The organism is Streptomyces sp. NPDC098789 (genome assembly GCF_044759975.1).
Taxonomy (GTDB): Bacteria; Actinomycetota; Actinomycetes; order Streptomycetales; family Streptomycetaceae; genus Streptomyces.
Window position 1 is genome coordinate 263,455 of the sequence record NZ_JBIWAJ010000008.1, and the last position, 25,553, is coordinate 289,007.

The following is a 25,553-nucleotide window of genomic DNA, read 5'->3' on the forward strand; positions in this document are numbered from 1 at the left end:
CCTCAGAAGCACTGCTTGCCGTCCAGGGCCACGTCCAGCTTGAGCCCCTTGAGCCGGAAGTCGCCGCCGGTCGCCGACCACGCGTGCGAGCGCACGCCCGCGACCTCGATGTCCCCGGCCTGGAGACCGAACTTCCCGGCCTCGCCCTTGACCCCGGGCACCTGGTCCAGGGTCGAGGCGTCGCGGCCGATCTGGGCGGTGCCGAAGCGGGCGTCGCCGCTCAGGTCCTCGCCGTCGATGATCAGGTTGTTCGCGGTGACGTTGCCGGCCGGGCCGCCCGCGGTCAGTTTGAAGACGACCTTGCCGACCGGGGTGTCGACCGAGGCGGACTGGCAGATGTCGGTGAGCGTCGCCTCCCCGATGCCGAGGAGGGCGACGGGGTGTCCCTTGCCGTCGACGGAGCGGTCCGTCTGCACGTAGGAGGACAGTCCCTTGCTGCTGAGGTTGGAGGAGGAGACCTGGAAGCTGGTGCCGGAGACGGCGAAGGACGCGGCGAGCGCGCCCTGGGCCATCACCATCGCCATCGCGCCGACCGCGACGAACGCGGGGAGCGCGGCGACGGCCGTCTTCTTCCAGTTGACCCGGCCCTCGGGCGGGTTGCGGTCTGCGGTGCTCATGGCGGTGGGGCCTCCCGTACGTCGTCCGGTGCGCAGGGGAAGTGCGAAGGAGCGGGCCGGGCAGGTCTGCCATACTGCGGGCATCCTGTGGCAGTTCGAGGCTAGGGCTGAATTTGAATAATAGTCAACAGCGCGGCAAGACCGAGCGATCGCAGGTTCGGCGGGCCGAACTCATAGCGACCGGCCGGAAGTTGTTCGCCGACACCTCGTACGACGCACTGTCGATGGACGACATCGCCAAGCAGGCCGGGGTCGCCAAGGGGCTGATCTACTACTACTTCACGAGCAAGCGCGGCTACTACCTCGCCATCGTCGAGGACTCCGTCAACGAACTCGTCGCCCGGGCCGGCGGGGAGACCGAACTGCCCGCGGCCGAGCGGGTCCGCCGCACCATCGACGGCTACCTCCACTACGCGGAGCAGCACCACGCGGCCTACCGGACGATCGTCACCGGCGGCGTCGGCTCCGACGCCGAGGTGCTCGCCATCCGCGACGCGGTCCGCGCCGAGCTGGTCGCCACCATCGCCGAGGGCGCCTACGGCCACCGCGCCCTTCCCCCGCTCGCCCGGCTGGCCCTCATCGGCTGGCTCTCCGGCGTCGAGGGCGCCACCCTCGAATGGATCGGCACCGAGGACGAACCGGACCACCCCGACCGTCCCACCTTCGGCGCCCTCCTCGTACGGCAGTTGCGCACGACGCTGATGGTGATCGGGGAGTTCCTCCCGCAGTACCCGGCCCCGCCGCCCGCGGACGACCCCGCCGGGCCGGTCCGGGCCGAGTGAGTGACGCCTCGCACCCGTGACGGAACGCGCCTGATCGGGCATACTCAAGCCGCCACAGCCGCTGGCCAGGCCCTTCTGTGATCCGGGAGGGCAACATCGGCTGCAAGAGCACCGAGACCCGGCGGCGCGTTCCACCCCTTTTCGCGCGCCGCCGCCGTGCCCGATGAAGGAGGAGAGCGCCGCCATGACCGACCGCGCCCCGCAGCCGGTGGACCGTCAGCTGCCCACCGAGGAGTCCCGCGACCTGATCGCGCTCGTGCGCGAGATCGCGCAGCGGGAGATCCGTCCCCGGGCCGCCGAGGAGGAGGACGCCGGCCGGTTCCCCCGTGAGGTGTTCACCCTCCTCTCCGAGTCCGGGCTGCTGGGCCTCCCGTACCCGGGCGAGGTCGGTGGCGGCGACCAGCCGTACGAGGTCTACCTCCAGGTGCTCGAAGAGCTCGCGGCGGCCCGGCTGACCGTGGGCCTCGGCGTCAGCGTGCACTCGCTCGCCTGCCACGGCCTGGCCGGGTACGGCACCAAGGAACAGCAGGGCGAGCACCTGCCCGCGATGCTCGGTGGCGGGCTGCTCGGCGCCTACTGCCTCTCCGAGCCGGCCGCCGGTTCGGACGCCGCCTCGCTGGCCACCAAGGCCGTCCGCGAGGGCGACAACTGGATACTGACCGGCACCAAGGCGTGGATCACCCACGGCGGGATCGCCGACTTCTACACGGTCCTCGCGCGCACCGGCGTGCCCGGGCCCAAGGGGATCACCGCCTTCCTGGTGCCCGGCGACGCACCCGGCCTGACGGCGGCCGTCCCCGAGAAGAAGATGGGCATGAAGGGCTCGCCCACCGCCCAGCTGCACTTCGACGGGGTACGGGTTTCCGACGCCCGCCGCATCGGCGAGGAGGGCCAGGGCTTCAGCATCGCGCTGGCCGCCCTGGACGCGGGCCGCCTCGGCATCGCCGCCTGCGCGATCGGCGTCGCCCAGGCGGCGCTGGACGAGGCCCTGGCGTACGCCCTGGACCGCAAGCAGTTCGGGCACCCCATCGCCGACTTCCAGGGCCTGCGCTTCATGCTGGCCGACATGGCCACCAAGATCGAGGCGGGCCGCGCGCTGTACCTGGCGGCGGCGCGGCTGCGCGACGCGGGCAAGCCGTTCTCCCGGCAGGCGGCGATGGCGAAGCTCTTCTGCACCGACGCGGCCATGGCCGTCACCACGGACGCGGTCCAGGTCCTCGGCGGGTACGGCTACACCGCCGACTTCCCGGTCGAGCGCCTGATGCGCGAGGCCAAGGTGCTCCAGATCGTCGAGGGCACCAACCAGATCCAGCGGATGGTCATCGCCCGCCACCTCGCGGGCCCCGAGTCCCGCTGAGCCCCGGAGGACCGCGCCCGAGGGAAACCCGGGTGCGGTCCGCACGGGCGCTCTGGTAGCCATCGGTCATGGATGACGTGATGACGGAGCGCCTCGTGCTCCACCCCCTCAGCCCCGCCGAAGCCGAGCGGATCCTCGCCGGAGAGGGCGCCGACGCGGCGCCGTGGGCGCCGGGATACCCGTCGGCCGGCGACCTGGGGGTGCTGCGGCGGTTCCTGCGGACCTGCGCGGACACCGGCGACCCCCGGCCCTTCGGCCCGTACGAGATCCGGCTGCGGGACGGCGGGTCCGTGGTGGGCGGGGTCGGCTTCCACGGAGCGCCGGGCGCGAGCGGCGAGGTCACCGTCGGCTACGGCCTCGTCCCCGACGCCCGGGGCCGCGGCCACGCCGCGGAGGCGCTGCGCGCCCTGCTCGCCCTGGCGCGCTCCCGGGGCGTCGCCGCCGTGGTGGGCGACGCCGACCTCGACAACGCGGCCTCGCGCCGGGTCATGGTCGCGGCCGGGATGCGGCCCTGCGCCGAGGACGAGCGGCTGGCGCACTACCGGACCGACTGGGACGACGCGGCGGCCGCGGGCGAGGGCCCCGACTGGGAGATCTCCACGGATCCGGCGCGCCTCGACGCGGAGCGGATCCACGACTGGCTCTCGCGGGACGCCTACTGGGCGCTCGGCCGCTCGCGCGAGAAGCAGGACCTGGCCATCGCCAACTCCCTCAACTTCGGCGCCTACGACCGCACCTCGGGCCGTCAACTCGGCTACGCCCGGGTACTGACCGACCGGGCCACCTTCGCCTGGCTCTGCGACGTCTACGTCGACCCCGCCGCCCGCGGCGGCGGCCTCGGCACGGCCCTGGCCACGGCCGTCCGCGACCACCTCGCCCCGTACGGGCTGCGCCGCATCATGCTGGCCACCGCGGACGCCCACGCCGTCTACGCCAAGGTCGGCTTCGAGCCCCTGACGGAGCCCGACAAGTGGATGACCTTGGGTGCCCAATAGCCGACTCGGCATGTACCGAACAGTCGGTGGTGGCATCGTGGACACCGCACAGGCGCGGGCCGCCGCTGGTGCGCGGCCCGAGCGCGCGGGCCGCCCGTCGAGGGGAGGGCAGTTGGCGGGGGAACGGGTACTGGCCGGTCGGTACGAGCTGGTGCGGTTCGTCGGACGCGGCGGGATGGGGGAGGTCTGGGAAGCCCGGGACCACGTGATCGAACGCTCCGTGGCCGTCAAGCTGCTGCCGCACCGACGAAGCGACCGGGCGGGGATCGACCTGTTCTTCCGGGAGGCCCGCACGGCCGGTGCGCTGCATCATCCGGGGGTGGTGACGGTCCACGACCTGGGCCAGGACGCGGCGGACGGATCGCTCTTCCTGGTCATGGAGTTGCTCCACGGCCGGGATCTGGGCACGGTGCTCATGGAAGACGGCGTCCCTCCGGTGGCGGTGGCGGTGGACTGGGTCGCCCAGGTCGCCGAGGCACTGGCGGCGGCCCACGAAGCAGGAGTCGCACACCGGGACCTGAAGCCGGCCAACCTCATGCTGACGGTCGATGGCCGACTCGTCGTCCTGGACTTCGGCATCGCCCGTTTCATCGAGACGACGGGCCGGTCCAGCCGGGTCATGGGCACCCTCGCCTACATGCCGCCCGAACGATTCCAGGAGCAGCCCGGGGACGCCCGCTCCGACCTGTACTCGCTCGGCTGCGTCCTCAACGAACTGCTCACCGGTCAGGTGCCGTTCCAGGCGAGCGGGCCGGTCGCCATGATGAACGCCCACCTGGGCAAGGCCCCCGCCCGGCCCGGTGCATCGCGAGAGGGCGTGCCGGCGGCGCTCGACGATCTCGTCCTGGACCTCCTGGCCAAAGCCCCCCGGGACCGTCCCGCGACCGCCCGCGAGGTCCATCAGCGCCTACGAACGCTCGACGCCCGGCGCCCCCCGGAGGCCCCGGATCCCCCGGACGGTCCTCCCCACGACCAGAACGCGAGCCGGCGACGGTTCTTCCGGATCGCCGCGGGCGCCGTCGTCGCCGTCGGGGCCGGCACCTGGATCGGGATCGAGGCTCTGGATTCGAGGACTCCGCAACGATGGCCCTACCGCGCGCGCGGCGCGGTGTACGGAACGCCGGCGGTCGGCGACGGGGTCGTGTACGTCTGTGACGGCAACGGCACCCTCCAAGCAGTCGACGCCGTCAACGGTGGCCGCACGTGGGCGTCCCCCCTCGGCGGCGGCTCCATGGCCGGGGCCACCTCGGCAGCCGGCAGGGTGTACACGGGCAACAGTGACGGCCGCCTCTACGTGACCGATGCCGCCACCGGAACGGTGCAGTGGACGTACGGCACGGGTGGTGCGATCTTCGCTTCGAGGCCGGCCGTGGTGAACGGCGTGGTGTACGTCGGAAGCAGGGACAAGAGCCTCCACGCGGTCGATGCCGTCAGCGGAGCCAAGAAGTGGACCTACGCGGTCAGTGGCAGCCTGGACCCGACCTCTCCGGCCGTCGCCGATGGCGTCGTGTTCATCACGGGAGGCATGCCCGGTACGGGTGTGCACGCGATCCACGCCGCCACCGGTACCCGGAAGTGGATCTACCGGACCGACGAGTGGCAGCAGATCGACGCGTCCGTGGCCGTGGCGGACGGCGTGGTGTACGTAGGCGATGGCGAAGGCCGCTTCCACGCGATCGACGCCGCCAGTGGCATCAAGAAGTGGGAAGTCCCCATCGGTGACGGCGTGTTGTTCTCCTCGGCCGCCGTGGCCGAAGGGGTGGCGTACGCGTACGGCCAGAACGGCAATCTCTACGCGATGAGCACCGCGACCGGCGAGGTGAAGTGGACCGCTTCGGTCGGATACCGGATGGCCTCCGAATTCACCCCCGCTGTGGCCAATGGCATGGTCTTCGGTGGCGGCGGCAGTGAGTTCCATGCGATGGACGCCGCCACCGGAACCAAGAAGTGGACCTTCAGCGGTGGTGACGAGACGGGGTTCTCATCACCGGTCGTGGTCAACGGAGTGGTGTACGTCGGGGGCGGCGGCGACCGGAGCCTCCACGCCCTCGACGCCGCGACGGGCGAAGAGCTCACCTGATCGCGAATGCCGTCCGTCGGACACCCCTGCGGGTCCATGCACCCGGGCCGTTCACGCACGCCGCAGCGTGGCTTCCTTGCCCCACTCCGCACCGTTGAGGACCAGCGTGGTCCCCTTCAGCGTGAAGTCGATCTGCAACCCGGTGCGGCATCTCTGCCGGGGATTCTCGGTCATGACCTCGTACATGACCACCTTCTCCGTCATGACGGCCATCAGGGTCAGCTCTCCTTTGCACGACGTCAGGGGCCAATCGATCGTGCCGACCACCTGGCCTTCCTTCCCCGTCCTCAGACTCACGATGATCAGCTCATCGTCGTTACGGGTGGAACCGCGCCACGTCCCCGCCCAGTCGGCGGGGAGCAGGCCGCTGAGCGCCGGGGAGATCGGTGTCGGCGGTGGGGAAGTCCTCTCCCCGGGCATCGTCGGTGTCTTCGACTCGGCAGGCCGGGCGGTCCCCTCGGAACGTGTCCCGCCGCCTGTTCCGGCCGCGGTCGATTCGCTCGCGCGTCCTCCCTCGGCCTTCACCCCGCCGACCACGGGGAACAGCCAGGCCAATAGCCCGACGACGGTCCCCAGAGCCGCGACCCCCAGGCTCGCGAACACCGGCCAGGACGGCCTCGTTTCCGTCACTCGCGTTCCCCCCGCTCCCTGCGCTCCGGCGACCAGGCCGATGGTGGCCCATGCCCGGTCGCCCCGCCAGGGTCCTTACCCACTGCCGCACGGTCCGTGCGCTGGGGACCGGTCGGTCATGGGGGGTGCGGGGAGGTGGGAGGTGCGGCGGGCACCCCCTAGCCGCCGTACAGCGGGCCGCCCGGCCAGACCGGGGCGGAGGCGATCCGGGACCACTCCGGGTCGCGGCGGCCCGGCAGGGTGCGTCCGTCGTCCGCCCAGCGGGCCAACATCGCCCGGTAGATGGGCGGGTCCGCCGGGCGATGAACCGATTCTTCGTAACCGGGGGGCGTCGGTCGTCGCCGCCGTCCCGTGGAAGCCTCAAGCGTGTTCATGCCCGGCCAACGCGACGCGCGCGCACGGGGTAATCGCCCCCGCCGTGCGGGTATCCGTTCGAGACGTCCCCTGGTCCGGGCGGCGCGCCGCGCCGCCCGGGCTCCGATCTGTCAGCGAGTGACACGACTCTGGCCCCGGGCAAGGTTTCTGACGTACCGTCATATCCGCCGAGCCGACCCGCGCCCAGGAGGTTTGCCATGTCCGCGGACCGACCCATCGCCCTTGACGAATACCCCATCCACCAGGCCCCGTTGTCCATGAAGTACGTCGCCACCGGCGACCGCAACGCCTACGACCGCTGCATCTTCCACGTCTTCGACCACGCGGGACGGGCCGTCCTCATCCTCGGCCTCGGCGTCTACCCCAACACCGGGGTCATCGACGCCTACGCCACCTTGCGCCTCGGTGACGAGCTCCTCGCCGTCCGCGCCTCCGACGCCCTCACCGACGACCGGATGAACCTGTCCGTCGGCCCGCTGCGCATCACCGTGGACGTCCCGCTGCGCACCCTGGGCCTGCACTGCGCCGCGGACCCCGACGACCCGGACGGGCTCTCGTACGACATCACCTGGACCGCGGCCTTCCCCGCCGTCTGGGAGCCGCACCACGTCCAGCGGCGCGGCGACCGGCTGATGCTGGAGGGCCGCCGCTTCGTGCAAGCGGGCGGGGTCACCGGCACCATCCGGGCCAAGGGCGAGGAGATCCACCTCGCCGAAGGCGAGTGGACCGGCACCCGGGACCGCAGTTGGGGCGTGCGGCCGATCCCCGGCGAGGAGGGCGGCCGCGCGGCCGAGGAGCACCGCACCGAAGGCTTCCACTGGCTCTGGGTCCCCGTCCGCTTCGAGGACCGCTTCCTGATGGTCATCGTCCAGGAGGACGCCGACGGCCACCGCGCCCTGAACGAAGCCGTGCAGGTCTTCCCCGACGCCGCCGGGCGGGGCGACGTACAACTCGGTTGGCCCCAGGCCGACATCCGCTACCGGTCCGGCAGCAGGCACCCCGAGAGCGCCGTCATCCACCTCACCGATCCGGCGCGCAAACCCCTCGAACTCGGCGTGGAGATCCTGAACTCCTCGCCGCTCGCCGTCGGCGCCGGTTACCCGCCCGCCGCCGACTGGCAGCACGGCAGCTGGCAGGGCCGCGGCTGGACCGACCGGCGCGTCTACGACCTCTCCGACCCCGCGGCCCACCCCATGGCCGCCTACGGCGTCACCGACCACTCCGCCCGCTTCACCCTCGACGGGCGGACCGGATTCGGCATCTTCGAACACGGCAGCTTCGGCCGCCACGACCCGAGCGGCTTCACCGACTACGGATCCGTCGCCCCGTAACGAGCCCCCTTCGAGCGAACCCCCGCAGGAATCAGGAAAGGGGTGGCCATGGCCACGGCACCACGTCCCCGCACCTCCACCCGCGAACCCGAGGAGCTCGGCCGTCGCCTCGCGGCCTGGCTCGGCACCGACCTCCCCGGCGCGGAGGTCACCAACATCCGCGTCCCCGGCTCCAACGGCATGTCCAGCGAGACCCTGCTCTTCGACATCGAGCACCCCGACACCCCGGTCAAGGAGTGCGCGCTGCGCCTGGCCGCGGACCCGGCGGCCTACACGGTCTTCCCCACCTACGACATGCCCCGCCAGCACCGGGTGATGAGCCTGGTCGCCGAGCACACCGACCTGCCCGTGCCGCGCGTGCAGTGGCTGGAGGCGGACCCGGGACCGCTCGGCGCGCCGTTCTTCGTGATGGCCCGCGCCGAGGGCCGGGTGCCGCCCGACGTCATGCCCTACACCTACGAGGGCAACTGGCTGCACGCGGCGAGCGACGCCGAGCGGGCGGGGCTCCAGGAGGCGAGCATCTCCCTGCTCGCCCGGCTGCACGACCAGTTCCCCGCCGAGCGGGCCGAGTTCCTGCTCCCCGAGGGCACGGGCAGCCCGCTGCGCCGGCACGTCGACGCCCAACGCGCCTACTACGCGTGGGTGGTGGGTGGCCTGGCCCGCTCGCCGCTGCTGGAGCGGGCCTTCGACCGGCTGGAGGAGATCTGGCCCGCCGACGAGGGGCCCGCCGTCCTGAACTGGGGCGACGCCCGGATCGGCAACGTCATCTACGACGGTTTCCGGCCGGTCGCGGTGCTGGACTGGGAGATGGCGGCGTACGCCCCCCGCGAGGTCGACCTCGGGTGGACGGTCTACCTGCACCGCTTCTTCCAGGACCTCACCGTCGGCTTCGGACAGCCCGGCCTACCGGACTTCCTGCGCCGGGACGACCTGGAGCGCCGCTACGCGGAGCTGACCGGACACACCCCGCGGGACATGGACTTCCACACGCTGTACGCGGCCCTGCGGCACGGCATCGTGATGCTGCGGATCGCCTACCGCCAGGCCCACTTCGGCGAGGTGGAGATCCCGGCGGACCCGGACGGCCTGATCCTGCACCACGCCAGCATCGCCGCCATGGTGCAGGGAACCTACTGGAACCGGGACTGACCGGTCAGGCCGCCTGGACGTGCTGGACAGGACGCGAGCCCGGACCGCCGACGTGCGAGAAGGGCTGCGTCCGCCAGTCGAGGCCCTGGGGGAGCGTGAGGACCACGACCGGGTCGAGCCCCCGGTCACCGGCACCGCCGCCGGTCCCGGCGCCCGCCTGCGCGTCGGCGGCGGGCCGGCCCGTGCCCGCGCACACGGTCATGCCGAAGGGGTTCCAGGGGCTCAGGCAGAGCCCGTGCTCCGGCAGGAACTCCTCGTCCGCGACCAGCGCGATCGACTGCCCGCAGTCGGGGCAGACGGCGTGGTGGACGTCGAAGGCCAGGGCGCCCTCCGCGAAGTCCGCGTAGTCGGCGTCCTGGTCGAAGTCGCCGTACTCGCCGTCGAGAGGTTCGGCCCGTTCGTGCGGTGCCGGTGCGGTGCGACCCGCGCGCTTGGTGTTCTGCATGGTTGTTCCCCCTTGGGTGGGCCGGGCGAGACGTTCGGCCACGGCCACAGCAAGCACTTCCCGTCGCGCGGCACGAGTAACCACAACCACCCCGCGTACGCCTGCATACCTCTGTGGCCTTGGTCACATGCCCGCCGCAGGTGCCACTTGTCCGTGGACACCACTGGGCCTGGAGCGCCCCGGGGCAATAGGTTGGGCGGCTATGAGTGCAATGGAGGAGCTGGACCGCCAGATCGTGGATCTGCTCGTGCGGGACGGGCGGATGAGCTACACCGACCTGGGCAAGGCGACGGGGTTGTCCACGTCCGCGGTGCACCAGCGGGTACGCCGGCTGGAGCAGCGCGGGGTGATCCGCGGCTACGCGGCCGTCGTCGACCCGGAGGCCGTCGGGCTGCCCCTGACCGCCTTCATCTCGGCGAAGCCGTTCGACCCGAGCGCCCCCGACGACATCGCGGACCGACTGGCCGGGGTGCCCGAGATCGAGGCCTGTCACAGCGTGGCGGGCGACGAGAACTACATCCTGAAGGTCCGGGTGGCGACCCCGCTGGAGCTGGAGGACCTGCTGGGCCGCGTCCGCGCCCTGGCCCACGTCTCGACCCGCACCACCGTGGTGCTGTCGACCCCGTACGAAGCCAGGCCGCCCAGGGTCTGACCGCCGGGGCCCGTGACGGTCCGTCGGGGTCCGCCCCGGCGGGCCCCTGGTCGGGCCGCGCGCACGGACCGGCGAGACTGTTCCCATGACCGACCGCGCCGCCGCTTCCGACCTGCCCACCGTCCTGCTCCGCCGGGGCGAAGTGCACAGCCCCGCCGACCCCTTCGCCACCGCGATGGTCGTCGAGCGCGGCCACATCGCCTGGGTGGGCTCCGAGGGTGCCGCCGACGCCTTCGCCCAGGGTGTCGACGAGGTCGTCGACCTGGACGGCGCGCTGGTCACCCCCGCCTTCACCGACGCCCACGTGCACGTCACGGCCACCGGCCTCGCCCTGACCGGCCTGGACCTCACCGGCGCCCGCACGCTGGCGGACGCGCTGGCGCTCGTACGGGCGTACGCCGCGCGGCGGCCCGCCGACCGGGTGCTCCTCGGGCACGGTTGGGACGCGGCCCGCTGGCCCGAGCGGCGCGCGCCGCTCCGCTCCGAGCTGGACGAGGCGAGCGGCGGCCGCCCGCTCTACCTCAGCCGGGTCGACGTGCACTCGGCCGTGGTCACCACCGCCCTGCTCGACCTCGTCCCGGCCGTGCGGCTGCCCGCCGGCTCCGACGAGCCGCTGACCCGCGGGGACCACCACGCCGTCCGGGCGGCCGCGCTCGCCGCCGTCACGCCCGCCCAGCGCGCCGAGGCCCAGCGCGCCGCCCTCGACCACGCGGCCTCGCTCGGCATCGGATCCGTCCACGAGTGCGGCGGCCCCGACATCTCCTCGGCCGAGGACTTCCACGACCTGATGAACCTGGCGCGCGAGCGGCCCGGCCCCCGGGTCTTCGGCTACTGGGCCGACCGCGACCTCGCACTGGCCCGGGAACTCGGAGCGGTCGGCGCCGCCGGCGACCTCTTCGTCGACGGTGCCCTCGGCTCGCACACCGCCTGCCTGCACGCCCCCTACGCGGACGCCGCCCACACGGGCGCCGGCTACCTCGACGCCGCCGAGGTGGGCGCCCACGTGGCCGCCTGCACCGAGGCGGGCCTCCAGGCCGGCTTCCACGCCATCGGGGACGCCGCGCTCACCGCCGTCGTGGAGGGCGTCCGCGCCGCGGCGGACAAGCTCGGCCTCGACCGCGTGCGCGCCGCCCGGCACCGCGTCGAGCACGCCGAGATGATGACCCCGGACACCATCGCCGCCTTCGCCGAGCTCGGCCTGACCGCCTCCGTCCAGCCCGCCTTCGACGCCGCCTGGGGCGGCGCGGAGGGGATGTACGTCGACCGGCTGGGCGCCGAGCGCGCCCGCACCCTGAACCCCTTCGCCGCGATGCTCAAGGCGGGCGTTCTGCTCGCCTTCGGATCCGACGCCCCGGTCACCCCGCTCGATCCCTGGGGCACCGTCCGCGCGGCCGCCTTCCACCGGACCCCGGAGCACCGGATCTCCGTACGGGCCGCCTTCACCGCGCACACCCGGGGCGGCTGGCGCGCCCTGGGCCGCGACGACGCGGGGGTGCTGGTGCCGGGCGCCCCGGCGGACTACGCCCTGTGGCGGACCGACGAGCTGGTGGTGCAGGCCCCCGACGACCGGGTCGCGCGCTGGTCCACCGACCCGCGCTCGGGCACGCCCGGCCTGCCGGTCCTGACCCCCGGGGCCGCGCTGCCCGTGTGCCTGGCCACCGTGGTCGGCGGCCGGGAGGCATTCGTACGCCCACAGGGGTGATCCGTCCGGCCTCGGTTCGGCAGCGGCCCCCGGACCCGGATAGGTTCGGCCCGGTCCACCACAGGACGCCCGTGCCGGACGGATCCGTCTGCTCAGCGCGCCCGCGCCTCGGGGGCGAGGGAAGGTTTCGCCGGACGGGGGTCCCTCCCTGCTCCGTCGGAGCTCGGGGCGGGTGGCCCCGATCGGGGCCCGGAGTCCAGTAGACAACGGTCACGGCGGCCCGCAGCCAGCGGGAGCCCGGCCGGCCCGAAGGACCCCGGGCCCCGATTCTCCGCCGCACCGTCCCCGCTGTTCTAAAATCGGTGCGCAGTGACGGGACGGGGAGCAGCGAAAAGGGGAATCTGTGAGTGACGGCGGTGAGCGGCGCTACGGCCCGCTCGGCACGGTGCTGGTGATCATTCCGACCTACAACGAGGCGGAGAACATCGGCCCGATCGTCGCCCGCGTACGCGCGGCGGTTCCCCGTGCGCACGTCCTGGTGGCGGACGACAACAGCCCCGACGGCACCGGCAAGCTCGCCGACGAGCTGGCCGCGGTCGACGAGCAGGTGCACGTCCTGCACCGCAAGGGCAAGGAGGGCCTGGGCGCCGCTTACCTGGCGGGCTTCGCCTGGGGCCTGGAGCGCGACTACGGCGTCCTGGTCGAGATGGACGCCGACGGCTCCCACCAGCCCGAGGAACTGCCCCGGCTGCTCACCGCCCTCAAGGGGGCCGACCTGGTGCTCGGTTCGCGCTGGGTGCCCGGCGGCCGGGTGGTCAACTGGCCCCGGCACCGGGTGCTGCTCTCGCGGGGCGGTTCGACGTACTCCCGGCTGATGCTGGACGTGCCGATCCGCGACGTCACCGGCGGCTACCGCGCCTTCCGCCGGGAGACGCTGGAGGGGCTGGGCCTGGAGCAGGTCGCCTCGGCCGGGTACTGCTTCCAGGTGGACCTGGCGCGCCGGAGCGTCGGCGCCGGCTTCCACGTGGTGGAGGTGCCCATCACCTTCGTCGAGCGCGAGTTCGGCGACAGCAAGATGAGCCGCGACATCGTGGTCGAGGCCCTGTGGCGGGTCACGCAGTGGGGCGTCGCCGCCCGCGCCGCGAAGCTGGGCCCCCGCCGCCCGGCGGGTGGCTCCGGCAGGTCCTAACGCGGTGCGCCCGGCCCCGGCGGCGGTGTTCCGCTGCCGGGGCCGGGCGCGTACGTACGGAGCTCAGGGAGCCAGCGGCGGGCGGTACCCGGTGTCCGGGCCGGACCCGTGGCGCGGCGCCGCGTCCTCGCGGATCACCTCGCCCCGCACGACCATCCCGTCGGGCTGGTGGATCCGGGCCTGCTGGAAGGCGTCGCCGAAGGAACCGGCGGGCGCCGCGGCCATCTTGCGCTCCAGCGAGCCGGTCACGCGACGGGCGAGCCACGCGCGCACGGGCGGCAGCAGCAGGAACAGGCCGGCCAGGTCGGAGAGCAGGCCGGGCACGATGAGCAGCAGACCGCCGAGCATGACCAGTCCGTTGCCCGAGCCGGGCTGCTGCGGGGTCGGCCGCTGACCCGTCTGGGCCTGCTGGAAGGTCTGCGCGAGGTTCTTGAAGGCGCGCCGCCCGGCCCGCTTGATGACCACCACGCCGAGCACCAGACCGACCGCGAGCACCACGGTCACGGCGAATCCGCCGCCCAGGGCCGCGAGCCGGCCGAGCAGCCAGATCTCCAGGATGAACCAGGCGACTACCGCCAGGGGAACGAAGGTACGGGCGGGCGAGCGCCGCCGGGGGGCCGTCGAGGTGGGAACGCCGGTCGTCATACATCCAGTGTGCCCGGGGCCGCGTAAAAGCGACCTCAATCGGAGGTACCGGACATCCCCTAGGGGACGTCCGGCCCCCGGGGGACCGGAACGGAGCAAGCCGAGGGCCCCCGCCACACGGAATGTGGCGGGGGCCCTCGGCTTATCGGTGTCCGGGTGTCAGGCGGACTTGCGGCTGTCCCGCGGATGCACGGCAATGTTCATGGCGCCGGAACGAAGGACCGCCAGCCTCTCGGCCAGCACTTCCTCCAGCTCCTCGCGGGTGCGTCGCTCCATGAGCATGTCCCAGTGCGTTCGCGCAGGCTTGCCCTTCTTCTCTTCGGGCCCGTCGCCGTCCACCAGAAGTGCCATGGCGCCGCACGCCTTGCACTCCCACTCCGGCGGAATATCGGCCTCAACCGAGAACGGCATCTCAAATCGATGTCCGTTCTGGCATGCGTACTCCACCGCCTGGCGCGGGGCCAGATCGATGCCGCGGTCCGTCTCGTAGCTGGTAACCACGAGGCGCGTACCGCGGAGAGCTCGCTCACTCATGAATCGTGCCTCCCGGGCTTGTCGCCCACAGGACAGGTGTCGCTGTCGTCGTCATCCGGTCAACGTCCGGTCGGCGGTATTGATTCCCGCTCCGGGTCATGCGTCGCCCGTCGTACCGCCCCTTGTTGTACCCACCAATGCCCGTTTTGTCACATCTGGCAGCAGATGTCACCCAGCGTCTTCATTTATTGACTACGCAGTAACGGTCCGCCTGGCAGGCCAAAGGCGTACACTACCGGCCCTTCGCTTCAACGTCTAAATTTGTTCGGAACTCGTTCGCCAGATCGGCCGACGTGCCCCATTTCGACCGCCGCCCGGCGGTGCTCAGATCCTCTCCGGAACAGGATTCCCCGCCGCTTCCACCGCGCGCCGCACCGGCACCCTCGCGAGGAGCACGAATCCCAGTGCGAAGAAGACCACCAGCGAGATGATCGCGTCCCGGTAGCTGCCCGTGACCTGGTACGTCAGGCCGAAGACCAGGGGGCCGACCCAGCTCAGGCCGCGGTCGCTCATCTCGTACGCGGAGAAGTACTCGGCCTCCTTGCCCGCCGGGACGAGGTGCGAGAAGAGCGAGCGCGAGAGCGCCTGGCTGCCGCCCAGGACCAGCCCGATCATGGACGCGAGTGCGAAGAACCACACCGGGGTGCGGGCCGGGAGGAAGTACCCGGCGGCCAGCGTCAGCCCCCACGCGGCCAGCGAACCGAGGATCGTCCGCTTGGCGCCGTACGTACGGGCCAGACGGCCCATCCCCAGTGCGCCCGCCACCGCGAGCACCTGGACCAGCAGCACCGCCACGATCAGCGTGGACTGCTCCAGCTCCAGCTCCTCCGAGCCGTAGATCGACGCCTGCGAGATCACCGTCTGCACGCCGTCGTTGTAGATCAGGTACGCGAGCAGGAACGACAGGGTCAGCGGATAGCGGCGCATGTCCTTGAGCGTCGCGATCAGCTGCTTCCACCCGCTGACGGCCGGGCCCGCCTCCCGGACCACCGTCCGGTCCCGCAACCGGCGCAGCGGGATGATCGCGAAGGCCCCCCACCACAGACCGGCCGAGGCCAGGCAGATGCGCACGGCCGCGCCCTCGGAGAGGCCGAAGGAATCGTGGCCCTGGAACAGCACCAGGTTCAGCACCAGGACGAAGGCGCCCGAGGTGTAGCCGAAGGCCCAGCCCCGCGATGAGACGGTGTCCCGCTCGTCCGGCCCCGCGATCTGCGGCAGGTAGGCGTTGTACAGCACCATCGAGACCGCCAGGGAGGCGTTCGCGACGATCAGCAGCAACCCGCCCAGCAGGTAGTGGTCACCGCCCAGGAAGAACATTCCGGTCGTGGCCGCCGCCCCCGTGTACGCCGCCGCCGCGAGCAGCGGCTTCTTGCGGCCGCCGCGGTCCGCGACCGCGCCCACCAGCGGCATGATCAGCACGGCCACGATCACCGATGCCGACACCGCGTACGCGAAGAACGACCCGGCCCGCACCGGTATGCCCAGCGGGTGGACGTAGCCCTGAGCGTCCGCGGCGGCCTTGGCCACCGCCGTCAGGTACGGCCCGAGGAACACCGTGAGCACGCTCGTCGAGTACACCGAGCAGGCGAAGTCGTAGAAGTACCAGCCGTGCTGCTCGCGCTTGCGGGCCGCCGCGGCGGCCTTCCCGCCGTCGGCCGCCCCGCCCCCGTTGCCGTCGTCCCCCGCACCGGGTTCCGTTTCCGCCGTGGTCCGCGTGCTCATCCGTGCCCCTCGCTGGTCCCCGTACCGCACGGCCCGCCGCGCCCCGCGCGGCGGCCGTGCGGGCCGGTCAGGCCCAGGCCCCGCGGCGCTCCAGCACCGTGCGCAAGATGTCGATCCGGTCGGTCATGATGCCATCGACACCCAGGTCCAGCAGCGATTCCATACGTTCCGATTCGTTCACGGTCCACACGTGCACCTGGAGGCCCCGTGCGTGCGCCGTCTCCACGAAGCGCCGGTCGACCACGCGGATGCCCGACTGGACCTCCGGAACCTGCGCCGCCACCGCCCCCACACGCAGCGCCGCCGGGATCGCGAACGAGCGCAGCCGCAGCCCCAGCACGCCCCGCACCCCGTACGAGGTGGCCAGCCGGGGCCCGGCGATCCGCTGCGCCCGGGCCACCCGTCCCTCCGAGAACGAACCGACGCACACCCGGTCCCAGGCCCCGGTCCGCGCGATCAGGTCGAGCAGCGGGAAGAGCGCGGGCTCGGCCTTGACGTCCACGTTCCAGCGGGCGTGCGGGAACTCCTCCAGCAGCTCCTCGAAGAGGGGCAGCGGCTCGCTCCCGGCCACGCGGGCCGCGCCCACCGCGCTCCAGGGGAGCTCGCCGATCCGCCCCCGCGCATCGGTCACCCGGTCCAAGGTGGCGTCGTGGAAGGCGACCAGGCGTCCGTCGGCGGTCGCGTGGACGTCGGTCTCGAAGTACCGGTAGCCCGCGGCGGCGGCCCGCCGGAAGGCGGTGGCGGTGTTCTCCAGCCCGTCCGCGGCCCCGCCACGGTGCGCGAAGGGAAGCGGAGTCGGGTGGTCCAGATAAGGGTGCCGAAGGCGTACGTGCGTCACGGCCGCAGTATGCACCGGCCGGGCCGGCTCCGCCGCGGGCGGCCGGGCGCGGCGCCCTGGAGCCCCTGTGCACCACTGTCAGCCCCTCTGGACCCCTGTGGCCCCCTCTGGACGCCTCTGGCCCAAGTGGAGCCCGGCGTGACACCCTGAGGCCGCAGGACCAAGCCAATCCCGGCCGCGGCACCTCCGCTCCGGGGCCAATCCTTCGAAGGTGGACCGGACAGCATGGCTCAGTGGACCTCGGCCGTCGGTGCCGCACAGCTCGCCCGGCTGATCACCTCGCAGCAGCCGCAGCCCGCGGTGGCGGGCGCGCGCAAGCCGCCGGCCTACCGCGCGCTCGCCGACGGGGTCAGGCTGCTGGTCCTGGAGGGCCGGGTGCCCGTCGCGGCCCGGCTGCCCGCCGAGCGCGAGCTGGCCGTCGCCCTCTCGCTCAGCCGCACCACCGTCGCCGCCGCCTACGAGGCCCTGCGCTCCGAGGGGTTCCTGGAGTCCCGCCGAGGCGCCGGCAGCTGGACCTCCGTACCGGCCGGGAACCCGCTGCCCGCGCGCGGCCTGGAGCCGCTGCCGCCGGAAGCCCTCGGTTCCATGATCGACCTCGGCTGCGCGGCCCTGCCCGCCCCCGAACCGTGGCTGACCAAGGCCGTCCAGGGGGCGCTGGAGGAGCTGCCGCCGTACGCGCACACCCACGGGGACTACCCGGCGGGCCTGCCCGCGCTGCGCCGGATGCTCGCCGACCGCTACACCGAGCGCGGCATCCCGACCATGCCCGAGCAGATCATGGTCACCACCGGGGCGATGGGCGCGATCGACGCCATCTGCAGCCTCTTCGCCGGCCGCGGCGAGCGCATCGCGGTGGAATCCCCCTCCTACGCCAACATCCTCCAGCTCATGCGCGCCGCCGGGGCCCGCCTGGTGCCCGTCGCGATGGCGGACGGGCTCGCCGGCTGGGACATGGCGACCTGGCGCCAGGTGCTGCGCGACGCCGCGCCCCGCCTCGCCTACGTGGTCGCGGACTTCCACAACCCCACCGGAGCCCTGGCCTCCGAGGAGCAGCGCCGCGAGATGGTCGAGGCGGCCCGCTCGGCCGGCACCGTCCTGGTCGTGGACGAGACCATGGCCGAACTGCGCCTGGACCCCGACCTGGAGCTGCCCCGCCCGGTCTGCTCCTTCGACCCCGCGGGCAGCACGGTCGTCACGGTCGGCTCGGCCAGCAAGGCCTTCTGGGCGGGCATGCGGATCGGCTGGGTCCGGGCCGCCCCGGACGTGATCCGCAGCCTGGTTGCCGCCCGCGCCTACGCGGACCTGGGCACCCCGGTGCTGGAACAGCTGGCGGTGAACTGGCTGATGCGGACCGGGGGCTGGGAGGAGGCGGTGGAGATCCGCCGCACCCAGGCCCGGGAGAACCGGGACGCGCTGGTCGCGGCCGTGCGCCGGGAACTGCCCGACTGGGAGTTCGTGGTGCCGGGCGGCGGGCTGACCCTGTGGGCCCGGGCGGGCGGACTGTCCGGCTCCCGGCTGGCTGAGGTCGGCGAGCGGGTCGGCGTGCGCGTCCCCTCCGGCCCGCGGTTCGGGGTCGACGGGGCCTTCGAGGGCTACGTACGCCTGCCGTTCACGGTCGGCGGCCCGCTGGCCGACGAAGCCGCCTCCCGCCTGGCCGCCGCGGCCCGGCTGGTGGGCAAGGGCGCGGGCGGCGGCGGCGCGGAGCCCCCGCGCACGTTCGTCGCGTAACGGCGGACGCGTCGGGGCGTCACGGCACTACGGTGCGTCCGCCGCTACCTCGGGGATCTCGGAGGCGTCGATCGCGGCGCCCTGGGCCGGGGTCCGGTCCGGGTGCGGGCGCAGCGGCTTCGACAGGACGGTGCGGGCGCGCTCGGGCAGCAGGTCGCGCACGGCCTCGCGGTGCACCGGGTGCGCCGCGTCGTCGTACGGGTCCGGGGTGGCCGGCACCTGGAGCCGGTGCACCGGACCCGACCCGAGCCGGGCGTAGCCGCGGCCGGGCGGGACCTGCGGGGTCGGGGTGGTGTGCGGGGGCAGCCCGAGGACCTCGGCGATCTGGTGGATCGCGGCGGGCCCGAGCACGGCCCTGGCCCGGGTGTGCTGCCACACCGCGTCGCTGAGGAACTCCAGGTGGTCGAACTGCTCGGCCACCACCACCGTGACGTGGACGGCCCGCCCGTGCCGCAGCGGGACCTGGAGCAGGCCCAGCGGATCGGGGCGCCCCTCGGCCGAGGCCAGGTGGCCGAGCACGCTGGGCCGGTCCAGCAGGATCCACAGGGGGCGCCGGACGTCCTCGGGGGCGGGCTGCCCCGCTTCGCGGGCCCGGTGCCCGGCGATCAGCCGGCGCTCGGTCTCGTGGGCGGCCCACTCCAGGATCGCGAGCGCCCCGGCCGGTCCGCTCTCCACGGCGAGCACGCCCGTGCGCCCCGAGAGGCAGGAGTACTCGCCGCTGCCGCCGCCCTCGACCACCACGACGTCACCGCCGTGCCGGAGGGCCTGCAGGGCGATGGAGCGCAGCAGGGTGGAGGTGCCGCTGCCGGGTTGGCCCACGGCGAGCAGGTGGGGCTCGGTGGAGCGGGGGCCGGTCCGCCAGATCACCGGCGGCGCGTCGCGGGTCTCCTCGCCGTCGGCCACCGGGAGCGTGCGCTGCACCGAGGACGCGTCGGTGAAGCCGAGGACCGTCTCACCGGGCGAGGTGACGAAGTGCTGGGCGGCGATGCTCGTGGGCAGCGCCGACAGCACGCTCAGGTCCAGCTGGTTGCCCTCTTCGTCCCAGGCGAAGAGGTACTCCCGCCCGCGCCCCGACTTGGCGTGCAGCAGGGACTCGATGCGCGCCCGCGAGGAGGCCTCGCCGTCGGTGAAGTACGCCGGGTAGCGGATGCGCAGCCGGGTGAGACGGCCCGCGTCGTCGAAGTCGAAGTCACTGAAGGCCTTCTCCCACTCGCCGCCGTGGGCGAAGAGCGGGCTTGGGTCCTCGGGGAGGGAGAAGTAGGGGACGAGGGCTTCGTAGAGGGAGCACAGGCGCTCGGTCTCTGCGTCGCCGGGCCCGGTCCGCACCGGGGTGCGGTCCCGCCCGTGCCAGCCGGCCGCCGCCATGAGGGTGACCAGGGCGATCAGCGGTCCGTACGGCACGAGCGCGACCACGAGCACGCAGGCCGCCCCCAGGAACAGCGCGGGACCGCGCCGGTCCTTGGGGGTGGCGGCCCACCTGCGCCGCCCGGCCGTGGCCAGGACACGTAGGCCCCGCCCGATGGTCAGCAGCGGATGGAGCACGTCCGTGGCGTTGTCGGCGGCCGTGCGAGCGAGGTCGCGACCCCGGCTCAGCGAGGCGTTGCCGCTGATGAGGATGCGGGGAAGTGGGCGCCGGGCCACGGGCGTCTCCTGTGGTTCTTCGGTGCTGCTGGTACGGGCGGGGGTGGGGCCGGTCAGAGCTTGATGCCGCCGAGGAGGCTCGCGAGGCTGGCCGTACTGGCCGTGATGCTCGGAGCGATGGCCGATCCGGCGAGGAAGAAGCCGAACAGCGCACAGACGAACGCATGGGACAGCTTCATCCCGTCCTTCTTGAAGAAGAGGAAGCAGATGATGCCGAGCAGGACGACACCTGAGATGGACAGGACCATAAGAAGCTCTCCAAGCTCTCCTGGTGGGTGGGGACAGTCACCATCAGTTGTTCCAGGCTCACAGCAAGTATCAATGCGATAAAAGGTGCAGATGGGTGATTTCTGTAATTTTTCACTGATCCGGACCAGTCGGACCGGGTCCGGTCCTGCTCCGGTCCTGGTCCGGGCCCGCTCCGCCGCCGCTCCCGTCGCGCTCCCTCGTGCGGGGGGATCTTTGCCTCGGTCCGGCCCCGCCATGTCCCGGTGCGGGCAGTACTCTGTCGATTCACCCGTACGGACGTAGCGCCGTGCGTTCCCCTGCCCGCCCGGCCTGGGGAAACTTCACGCCAGGCAGCCAATGAGAGGCGGTACGACCCGATGAGCGAGCACGCCGAGAACGGCCACCAGGACGTCCCCGAGGTTCCCGACGAGGACGTCATCGAGCTGGCCACCAAGATCTTCGACCTCGCCCGGCAGGGTGACACCGAGACGCTCACCGCGTACCTCGACGCGGGCGTCCCGGCGAACCTCACCAACGACCGCGGCGACACCCTGGTCATGCTCGCCGCCTACCACGGCCACGCCGAGGCCGTCACGGCCCTGCTCGCCCGCGGCGCCGAGGGCGACCGCGCCAACGACCGCGGTCAGACCCCGCTCGCCGGCGCCGTCTTCAAGGGCGAGGAGCCGGTGATCCGCGCCCTGCTCGCGGGGGGAGCCGACCCGAACGCGGGCACGCCGTCCGCGGTGGACACCGCGCGCATGTTCGGGAAGGCCGACTTGCTCGAACTCTTCGGAGCCAAGTAGTCCGTTTCTACGGGGGCGTACGTCCCGGGTTGATCACGGCGGCCTTAAATGTGGTCGCGGTGCACAAACCGGCTGGGTCATCATGGCGACGGATTCGATTCGCGAACCAGGCGGACGGGCAGGAACGGGCAGGACAAGACAGGTCCTCGCCCGGTCCGGCCGCCGGACGCGACGCACCGAGAGAGTGAGAAGGCAATGGTCTACATCGAGCGGAACAAGACGGCGAACGTCCTCACATGCTGTTACGCGGCCCTGTGAATCCCGATTCCCGGTCGCGTCCCCAGCTTGATTTGAGGCCCTTCCCATGTTCGAACCAGTCATAGCGCCGAGCGGGACCCTGCTCGGTCTCCTCCAGCGCGGCCGCGGCGACGGCACGCTGCACGCGCTCGCCGCGCCCCGGGCGGAGGCCCTCGCGGCCCTCAACCAGTGCGTGCTGCGAGATCCGCGCCAGGACTGGCAGGTCGAGAACCGCTCCCTGTACTACGCCCGCCTGTACCTGGACCTCAGCGGTCCGCTCGGCGAGATCGAGGCGCACCTCTTCAGCGCCGAAGACCTCCTCGACGACGGCGACGGCCGCACCGGCCTCGCGCTGTCCGTCCTCGGCCACCTGGCCTCGTACGGCCGCGACGACGCGCTGATGCTGCTGCGCCGCTACGCCGCCGCCGGTGCGAACTGGGCCTGGGCCCTCGACGAACTCGCGCTGCGCGACGACGACGCCGGGCTGCGCGCCCTGGCCGGGCCCGTCATGGCCCGGTTCCCCGACACGGTCGAGGGCGGGGCGCTGCTCGCGGCCGCCGTCCGCGACGCCTACGAACCGCGTCCGTGGAGCCTGTGGGAAGGGGGAGCCGAGTTCGGCGAGCGGCTGCGCGCCGCCCGCCAGCAGGGCTCCTTCGACCGCTGGCAGCGGCAGCTCACCCCGTCCGGGCCCCGCCCGGGCTGGGGCGTCCAGGCCGTCTTCGACTGGGCCGCGGACGGGCTGCTGCGCGGTACGCCGCTGCACGTCCCCGCCGCCCGCTGCCTGGCCGCCGTCGCCACCCCGGAGGACCGGTCGGCGATCCTGGCCGCCGCCGCGGGTGCCAGCGGCGAGGCCGCCCGCGCCACCGCGCTGCACCACCTCGTCCTGGCCGAGCCGGGGAACCCGGCCGTCCTCGACCTGATCGAGGCCGCCGGCGACGAACCCGCCGTGGCCGCCTACGAGCGCATGTGCGGCCCCGCCGCCGTCGACCGGGCCCGGGCCTGGGTGCACCGCCCCGACGCCCTGGGCGCGGCGGCGGCGGCCCTCCTGGCCGCCCGTGGCGGCGCCGAGGACGCGAGCCTGGTGCTCGGCGCGCTGCGCTCCACGGTCCGCGGCGCCGGACCCGACACCGTACGGCTCTTCACCCTGGTGGACGGCGCGGGACGGCTCGCCATCGGCTGCGCCGCACCCGTACTGCGCCACATCTACCGCGAGACCGCCTCCTCGCACCTGCGCGGCCGCGCCGCGCGGGCCCTGGCCAGCACCGACCCGTCCTTCGCGGCGGGCTTCGCGGTCGAGTGCCTGTGGGACTGCGAGGAGACCACCCGCGAGGTGGCCGCCCACCACGCCGAGACCGCCGACGCCCGGGTCGCCCCGCGGCTGCGCCGGCTGGCGGCGGATCCGGCGGAAGAGGAAGACGTGCAGTCGGCGGTCCGCAACCGGATCGCACCGGAGTCCGCCGTGTAGCGGGGACCCGGCGCGCGCCGCACGGCACGCGGCGCGCGGCGTCCGAGGACGCGGGGGCGGGGGCGAGCGCCTCCTCGCCCCGCCCCGCCTCGTTCCGGACCCCGTCACCCCGTGGTGACGAACCGCACCGGGGTCCCCGGCCGCGCCTGGGCGGCGCGGTGGAGCGCCGCGGCCGCGACCACCCCCAGCACCGGATAGCCCCCGGTGACCGGGTGGTCGGCCAGGAACACCACGGGCAGCCCGTCCGGCGGCACCTGCACCGCACCCAGGACCATGCCCTCGCTGGGCAGCTCACCGCTGCGGGCGCGCACCAGCGGCGGCCCGCCCTCGGTGCGCAGGCCGATCCGGTTGCCCGCCGAGGAGACCCGGTAGCGCGCGCTCCCCAGGGCGGCGACGGACGCACCGGTGAACCAGTCGTGCCGAGGGCCGAGGAGCACCGGAAGGACCAGCTCCGCCGGCGGCGCGGGCAGCGGCAGTACGTCCGCCCCCACGACCGGACCCGCGGGCGCCCCCACGGGCAGGGCCGTGCCCGCCGCCAGGACCGGCGGACCGAGACCCGACAACAGGTCCGTCGAGCGGCTGCCCAGCACCGGGGGCACCGCGAACCCGCCGCGCACGGCGACGTAGCTGCGCACACCGCCCAGCGCGGGGCCGACCTCCAGCACCGCACCGGCGGCGAGGCGCACCGGCGCGCTCCAGGCCGCCGGACGACCCGCCGCCCGTACGGCACAGGGCGCGCCCGTGACCGCCACCGTGACCGGCGCCAGGGCGCGCAGCGTGACCCCGTCCAGGGTGGTCTCCAAGGTCGCCGCGTCGGCCGGGTTGCCCAGCAGGCGGTTGGCGAGGGCGTGCGCGGGCGCGTCCAGTGCGCCGGAGCGCGGCACGCCGAGGTGCGCGTACCCGGGCCGGCCGAGGTCCTGCACGGTGGTCAGCGCCCCGGCCCGCACCACTTCGAGGCGCGCGTCCCCGCCACCGCGGCCCTGCGCGCGCGTCATGCGGCCGCCGCCACGAAACGGACCCGCACGCCGGGCGCGAACAGTGCGGCCGGTTCGCGTGCCGGGTCCCACAGCACCGCGTCGGTGGAACCGATCAGCTGCCAACCGCCGGGGGAGGAGCGCGGGTACACCCCCGCGTACTCGCCCGCCAGCGCGAGCGAGCCCGCCGGCACGGACGTCCGCGGGCTGGCCCGGCGGGGCGGCCACCAGCGCTCCGGGAGCCCGGTGAGGTAGCCGAAGCCCGGCGCGAAACCGCAGAAGGCCACCCGGAACTCCGTCCCGCCGACGATCTCCGGCACCCGCGCGGGCGGTACGTCCCACAGCGCGGCCACCTCGGCCAGGTCCGGCCCGTCGTAGCGCACCGGCACCCGCACCAGCGGCCCCTCGGCCGGCGCGAGCGCCGGCACCCGCCAGCCGCCGATCCGGGCGGCGAGCGCGGCGGGCTCCCGCACCCCGTCGAGCAGCACGGTCCGCGCGGCCGGCACGATCTCCCGCACGCCGCCCAGCTCGCCCGCGTCGCGGCGCCGCACCAGCTCCGCGTGCAGCGCGGCCACCCCGGCCGCCGAATCCACCTCGCAGAGCAACGCCTCCCGCCCCACCCGCACCACGTGCGTGCGGGTGCGGGGGGCGGCGGGGCCCGTGCCCGTACCGGAGCCCGTGCCCGGGCTCACGCGAAGGACTTCACGCGGATCCCGGCGGTGCCCAGGGCTTCTCGTACCCGCGCGGCCAGGGCCGCCGCGCCCGGGGTGTCGCCGTGCAGGCACAGCGAGCGGGCCGGGACCGGGACCGGGGTCCCGTCCACGGCCGTCACGGTGCCCGCGGTCGCCACCGCCAGGGCCTGCGCCACGACCGCCCCGGCGGTCGCCAGCACCGCCCCCGGCCGGTCGCGCGGCACCAGGGTCCCGCCCGGGGCGTACGCGCGGTCGGCGAAGGCCTCCGGGACGGCGACCAGGCCCGCCTCCGCCGCGGCCGCCAGCAGCAGCGAGCCGGGCAGTCCGAGCACCGGCAGCGGGCCGCCGGGACCCGTCGCCAAGCCGACGCCCTCGACCACCGCGGCCGCCTGCGCCGCGTCGTGCACCGTCCGGTTGTAGAGGGCGCCGTGCGGCTTCACGTACGAGACCCGCGACCCCGCCGCCCGCGCGAACACCTCCAGCGCCCCGATCTGGTAGGCCACCTCGGCCGCCAGCTCGGCCGGCGGCACCTCCATCGCCCGCCGGCCGAAACCCGCCAGGTCGCGGTAGGACACCTGCGCCCCGATCCGCACGCCCCGCTCGGCGGCCAGCTCGCAGACCCGCCGCATGATGGACGGGTCCCCGGCGTGGAAGCCGCAGGCCACGTTGGCGCTCGTCACCACCGACAGCAGCGCCTCGTCGTCGGTGAGCGTCCAGCGGCCGAACCCCTCGCCCAGATCGGCGTTGAGGTCGATGACGGGTCCGGCGGCGTCCGGCGCGGGTCCGGCGGATGTGATCATGG

At 73.7% G+C, this 25,553-nt stretch carries 24 protein-coding genes and 1 pseudogene; 13 read left to right on the plus strand and 12 right to left on the minus strand.

From position 1 onward, the window contains the following. Positions 1–2: 2 nt before the first annotated feature. Entirely contained in the window at positions 3–617 is a 615-nt protein-coding gene (locus tag ACIQWR_RS19380) for a DUF6230 family protein (protein ID WP_399262416.1), read from the minus strand. A 113-nt stretch (positions 618–730) separates the two neighbouring features. On the opposite strand from ACIQWR_RS19380, the gene ACIQWR_RS19385 reads away from it, so the two are divergent. The 5 genes and pseudogenes from ACIQWR_RS19385 (at position 731) to ACIQWR_RS19405 (ending at position 5,831) form a co-directional block, all read left to right on the plus strand. Beyond that, positions 731–1,399 carry a TetR/AcrR family transcriptional regulator gene (locus ACIQWR_RS19385; protein WP_404010761.1) on the plus strand — a complete coding sequence of 223 codons (669 nt, stop codon included), beginning with the start codon at positions 731–733 and terminating at the stop codon, positions 1,397–1,399. A 184-nt stretch (positions 1,400–1,583) separates the two neighbouring features. Next, on the plus strand, positions 1,584–2,756 hold the full coding sequence (locus ACIQWR_RS19390) for an acyl-CoA dehydrogenase family protein (protein WP_404010763.1): 1,173 nt from the start codon (positions 1,584–1,586) through the stop codon (positions 2,754–2,756). A gap of 80 nt (positions 2,757–2,836) precedes the next feature. Beyond that, a pseudogene (locus ACIQWR_RS19395) lies at positions 2,837–3,253 on the plus strand (GNAT family N-acetyltransferase); the annotation flags it as partial. Between the two features lie 6 nt (positions 3,254–3,259). Then, a complete protein-coding gene (locus tag ACIQWR_RS19400) occupies positions 3,260–3,751 on the plus strand; it encodes a GNAT family N-acetyltransferase (RefSeq protein ID WP_404010867.1) in 492 nt (163 codons plus the stop codon). Between the two features lie 10 nt (positions 3,752–3,761). Continuing rightward, the gene (locus ACIQWR_RS19405; protein WP_404010766.1) at positions 3,762–5,831 is read left to right on the plus strand and encodes a PQQ-binding-like beta-propeller repeat protein; all 2,070 of its coding nucleotides are present in this window, start codon (positions 3,762–3,764) and stop codon (positions 5,829–5,831) included. A gap of 51 nt (positions 5,832–5,882) precedes the next feature. Here ACIQWR_RS19405 and ACIQWR_RS19410 read toward each other — a convergent pair whose 3' ends face one another. Beyond that, positions 5,883–6,434: a hypothetical protein gene (locus tag ACIQWR_RS19410; protein WP_404010769.1), complete on the minus strand. Its 552-nt coding sequence runs from the start codon at positions 6,432–6,434 to the stop codon at positions 5,883–5,885. Positions 6,435–7,033: 599 nt separating this feature from the next. Here ACIQWR_RS19410 and ACIQWR_RS19415 point away from each other — a divergent pair. Next, positions 7,034–8,167 (plus strand): hypothetical protein, encoded by a 1,134-nt coding sequence (locus ACIQWR_RS19415; RefSeq protein WP_404010771.1) that lies wholly within the window; start codon positions 7,034–7,036, stop codon positions 8,165–8,167. A gap of 48 nt (positions 8,168–8,215) precedes the next feature. Then, positions 8,216–9,316, plus strand: a complete 1,101-nt coding sequence (locus tag ACIQWR_RS19420; RefSeq protein ID WP_404010774.1) for a phosphotransferase family protein — start codon at positions 8,216–8,218, stop codon at positions 9,314–9,316. 4 nt (positions 9,317–9,320) lie between these two features. Here the strand turns inward: ACIQWR_RS19420 and ACIQWR_RS19425 are convergent, their stop codons facing one another. Next, positions 9,321–9,761 (minus strand): hypothetical protein, encoded by a 441-nt coding sequence (locus ACIQWR_RS19425; protein ID WP_404010776.1) that lies wholly within the window; start codon positions 9,759–9,761, stop codon positions 9,321–9,323. Between the two features lie 211 nt (positions 9,762–9,972). Between ACIQWR_RS19425 and ACIQWR_RS19430 the strand changes: the two genes are divergently transcribed. From ACIQWR_RS19430 to ACIQWR_RS19440, 3 genes are all read left to right on the plus strand, one after another. Next, a complete protein-coding gene (locus ACIQWR_RS19430; protein ID WP_330334927.1) occupies positions 9,973–10,413 on the plus strand; it encodes an Lrp/AsnC family transcriptional regulator in 441 nt (146 codons plus the stop codon). Positions 10,414–10,498: 85 nt separating this feature from the next. Next, on the plus strand, positions 10,499–12,115 hold the full coding sequence (locus tag ACIQWR_RS19435; protein WP_404010777.1) for an amidohydrolase: 1,617 nt from the start codon (positions 10,499–10,501) through the stop codon (positions 12,113–12,115). Between the two features lie 343 nt (positions 12,116–12,458). Beyond that, a complete protein-coding gene (locus tag ACIQWR_RS19440) occupies positions 12,459–13,244 on the plus strand; it encodes a polyprenol monophosphomannose synthase (protein WP_399262430.1) in 786 nt (261 codons plus the stop codon). Between the two features lie 63 nt (positions 13,245–13,307). Here ACIQWR_RS19440 and fxsA read toward each other — a convergent pair whose 3' ends face one another. From fxsA to ACIQWR_RS19460, 4 genes are all read right to left on the minus strand, one after another. Then, positions 13,308–13,889, minus strand: a complete 582-nt coding sequence (fxsA, locus tag ACIQWR_RS19445) for an FxsA family membrane protein (RefSeq protein ID WP_404010780.1) — start codon at positions 13,887–13,889, stop codon at positions 13,308–13,310. A 159-nt stretch (positions 13,890–14,048) separates the two neighbouring features. After that, positions 14,049–14,423: an RNA polymerase-binding protein RbpA gene (locus ACIQWR_RS19450; RefSeq protein ID WP_031146696.1), complete on the minus strand. Its 375-nt coding sequence runs from the start codon at positions 14,421–14,423 to the stop codon at positions 14,049–14,051. A 324-nt stretch (positions 14,424–14,747) separates the two neighbouring features. Then, positions 14,748–16,145, minus strand: a complete 1,398-nt coding sequence (locus ACIQWR_RS19455) for an MFS transporter (protein WP_404010783.1) — start codon at positions 16,143–16,145, stop codon at positions 14,748–14,750. A gap of 67 nt (positions 16,146–16,212) precedes the next feature. Beyond that, a complete protein-coding gene (locus ACIQWR_RS19460) occupies positions 16,213–16,983 on the minus strand; it encodes a glycerophosphodiester phosphodiesterase family protein (protein ID WP_404010786.1) in 771 nt (256 codons plus the stop codon). 225 nt (positions 16,984–17,208) lie between these two features. Here ACIQWR_RS19460 and ACIQWR_RS19465 point away from each other — a divergent pair, with 225 nt between their 5' ends. Further along, on the plus strand, positions 17,209–18,711 hold the full coding sequence (locus ACIQWR_RS19465; RefSeq protein WP_404010789.1) for a PLP-dependent aminotransferase family protein: 1,503 nt from the start codon (positions 17,209–17,211) through the stop codon (positions 18,709–18,711). A gap of 27 nt (positions 18,712–18,738) precedes the next feature. Here the strand turns inward: ACIQWR_RS19465 and ACIQWR_RS19470 are convergent, their stop codons facing one another. Together ACIQWR_RS19470 and ACIQWR_RS19475 are read right to left on the minus strand one after the other, a co-directional pair. After that, positions 18,739–20,352: a hypothetical protein gene (locus tag ACIQWR_RS19470; protein ID WP_404010791.1), complete on the minus strand. Its 1,614-nt coding sequence runs from the start codon at positions 20,350–20,352 to the stop codon at positions 18,739–18,741. Between the two features lie 53 nt (positions 20,353–20,405). Next, positions 20,406–20,600, minus strand: a complete 195-nt coding sequence (locus ACIQWR_RS19475; protein WP_008743136.1) for a hypothetical protein — start codon at positions 20,598–20,600, stop codon at positions 20,406–20,408. Between the two features lie 357 nt (positions 20,601–20,957). On the opposite strand from ACIQWR_RS19475, the gene ACIQWR_RS19480 reads away from it, so the two are divergent. Continuing rightward, positions 20,958–21,383 (plus strand): ankyrin repeat domain-containing protein, encoded by a 426-nt coding sequence (locus tag ACIQWR_RS19480; RefSeq protein WP_385788016.1) that lies wholly within the window; start codon positions 20,958–20,960, stop codon positions 21,381–21,383. Between the two features lie 304 nt (positions 21,384–21,687). Continuing rightward, positions 21,688–23,085: a HEAT repeat domain-containing protein gene (locus ACIQWR_RS19485; RefSeq protein ID WP_404010795.1), complete on the plus strand. Its 1,398-nt coding sequence runs from the start codon at positions 21,688–21,690 to the stop codon at positions 23,083–23,085. Between the two features lie 104 nt (positions 23,086–23,189). On the opposite strand, the gene ACIQWR_RS19490 is transcribed toward ACIQWR_RS19485, so the two are convergent. Genes ACIQWR_RS19490 through ACIQWR_RS19500 form a run of 3 tightly spaced genes read right to left on the minus strand, consistent with a single transcriptional unit; the run spans position 23,190 to position 25,551 of the window. Further along, entirely contained in the window at positions 23,190–24,080 is an 891-nt protein-coding gene (locus tag ACIQWR_RS19490) for a biotin-dependent carboxyltransferase family protein (RefSeq protein ID WP_404010797.1), read from the minus strand. Beyond that, a complete protein-coding gene (locus ACIQWR_RS19495) occupies positions 24,077–24,688 on the minus strand; it encodes an allophanate hydrolase subunit 1 (protein ID WP_404010869.1) in 612 nt (203 codons plus the stop codon). Before ACIQWR_RS19495 ends, ACIQWR_RS19490 begins: the two co-directional genes overlap by 4 nt. Positions 24,689–24,747: 59 nt before the next feature. Next, positions 24,748–25,551 carry a LamB/YcsF family protein gene (locus tag ACIQWR_RS19500; RefSeq protein WP_404010872.1) on the minus strand — a complete coding sequence of 268 codons (804 nt, stop codon included), beginning with the start codon at positions 25,549–25,551 and terminating at the stop codon, positions 24,748–24,750. Positions 25,552–25,553: the final 2 nt, after the last annotated feature.

Coding starts and splice junctions, on each gene's coding strand:
- ACIQWR_RS19490 (WP_404010797.1), bottom strand. CDS start 24,080: ATGACGCGCGCGCAGGGCCGCGGTGGCGGGGACGCGCGCCTCGAAGTG.
- ACIQWR_RS19425 (WP_404010776.1), bottom strand. CDS start 9,761: ATGCAGAACACCAAGCGCGCGGGTCGCACCGCACCGGCACCGCACGAA.
- ACIQWR_RS19500 (WP_404010872.1), bottom strand. CDS start 25,551: ATGATCACATCCGCCGGACCCGCGCCGGACGCCGCCGGACCCGTCATC.
- ACIQWR_RS19455 (WP_404010783.1), bottom strand. CDS start 16,145: ATGAGCACGCGGACCACGGCGGAAACGGAACCCGGTGCGGGGGACGAC.
- ACIQWR_RS19485 (WP_404010795.1), top strand. CDS start 21,688: ATGTTCGAACCAGTCATAGCGCCGAGCGGGACCCTGCTCGGTCTCCTC.
- ACIQWR_RS19435 (WP_404010777.1), top strand. CDS start 10,499: ATGACCGACCGCGCCGCCGCTTCCGACCTGCCCACCGTCCTGCTCCGC.
- ACIQWR_RS19430 (WP_330334927.1), top strand. CDS start 9,973: ATGGAGGAGCTGGACCGCCAGATCGTGGATCTGCTCGTGCGGGACGGG.
- ACIQWR_RS19475 (WP_008743136.1), bottom strand. CDS start 20,600: ATGGTCCTGTCCATCTCAGGTGTCGTCCTGCTCGGCATCATCTGCTTC.
- ACIQWR_RS19400 (WP_404010867.1), top strand. CDS start 3,260: ATGCGGCCCTGCGCCGAGGACGAGCGGCTGGCGCACTACCGGACCGAC.
- ACIQWR_RS19405 (WP_404010766.1), top strand. CDS start 3,762: ATGTACCGAACAGTCGGTGGTGGCATCGTGGACACCGCACAGGCGCGG.
- ACIQWR_RS19465 (WP_404010789.1), top strand. CDS start 17,209: ATGGCTCAGTGGACCTCGGCCGTCGGTGCCGCACAGCTCGCCCGGCTG.
- ACIQWR_RS19420 (WP_404010774.1), top strand. CDS start 8,216: ATGGCCACGGCACCACGTCCCCGCACCTCCACCCGCGAACCCGAGGAG.
- fxsA (WP_404010780.1), bottom strand. CDS start 13,889: ATGACGACCGGCGTTCCCACCTCGACGGCCCCCCGGCGGCGCTCGCCC.
- ACIQWR_RS19480 (WP_385788016.1), top strand. CDS start 20,958: ATGAGCGAGCACGCCGAGAACGGCCACCAGGACGTCCCCGAGGTTCCC.
- ACIQWR_RS19450 (WP_031146696.1), bottom strand. CDS start 14,423: ATGAGTGAGCGAGCTCTCCGCGGTACGCGCCTCGTGGTTACCAGCTAC.
- ACIQWR_RS19390 (WP_404010763.1), top strand. CDS start 1,584: ATGACCGACCGCGCCCCGCAGCCGGTGGACCGTCAGCTGCCCACCGAG.
- ACIQWR_RS19380 (WP_399262416.1), bottom strand. CDS start 617: ATGAGCACCGCAGACCGCAACCCGCCCGAGGGCCGGGTCAACTGGAAG.
- ACIQWR_RS19415 (WP_404010771.1), top strand. CDS start 7,034: ATGTCCGCGGACCGACCCATCGCCCTTGACGAATACCCCATCCACCAG.